1 protein-coding gene is annotated in these 855 nt (G+C 27.5%); it reads right to left on the bottom strand.

The genetic code is table 11. The features are described from left to right. A partial coding sequence (locus CLTEP_RS15525) for an RpnC/YadD family protein (protein ID WP_479723504.1) occupies positions 1-484 on the bottom strand: 484 nt, incomplete at its 3' end. Between the last annotated feature and the right edge of the window lie 371 nt (positions 485-855).

The following is an 855-nucleotide window of genomic DNA, read 5'->3' as shown; positions in this document are numbered from 1 at the left end:
AAGTCTTAATTTTTTTTAGGTATTCGTTTGGAATCTTCTTGAATTTCTTTATTAACAATGCTGTTAATATTTCATATTTACCTTCAATTTTCCCTTCTTGTAGTCCCTCTTGCAATCCTTCTTGTAGACCTTTTTGTAGGCCTTCTTGTAGGCCTTTTTGTAGACCTTCTTGCAATCCTTCTTCACGTATCATTTTTCCTATTTCAGTCATAGAGAATACCTCCTTAAATTTTTTCTTACTATCATCATCACCGAATTTTTCTAAAAGAGCATATAATAAACTTAAACAATGAAGTTTGTTATCATTTTCTTTGATTTTGCTTGCAAGTTCAATGCTTTTTATAGCTCTTGTAGATTTGTCTTCTTTACTATTCATAAGTGGAATGAATGTTAAGCTTAGTATTTCTTCATTTGTCAATTCTTTACCGGCTTCTATTTTTTCTTTTAATTGAGTATATTTTTTATCGCCATCTAAACTACTCATATAAAAAGCTTGAATCTCATATTTTAAGCTTCCACCATCTAATTTTGTTTTTGTGTTTTTTATATCTGCTGAGTATATTACTATAGTATTAACCTTTTTATTGTATTTATAAAGTAGTGATGCATCATAGAATAAAAATCTATTTAGGTCTTTTCCTTTGTATGTAGTTTGAAATTCAAAATGGATATAATCACCATCCTCTGTATAGAAAGTATAATCAGTAAAATTGGTTTTTATGCTTATACAGCTCTAAAGATTAAAAATTCTTCGCATTAAAATGTTATAAATATGTATATGTACTCAACGAATATTATTAGTGGAATACTAATTTATATTGTTTGAGGAGGTTTAAATAATTGAGGAAGACTAGA

The sequence above is a fragment of the Clostridium tepidiprofundi DSM 19306 genome (genome assembly GCF_001594005.1).
Lineage (GTDB): Bacteria > Bacillota > Clostridia > Clostridiales > Clostridiaceae > Clostridium_AC > Clostridium_AC tepidiprofundi.
The sequence above is the reverse complement of the archived record's forward strand: the minus strand, read 5'-3'. Positions and strand labels throughout refer to the sequence as shown.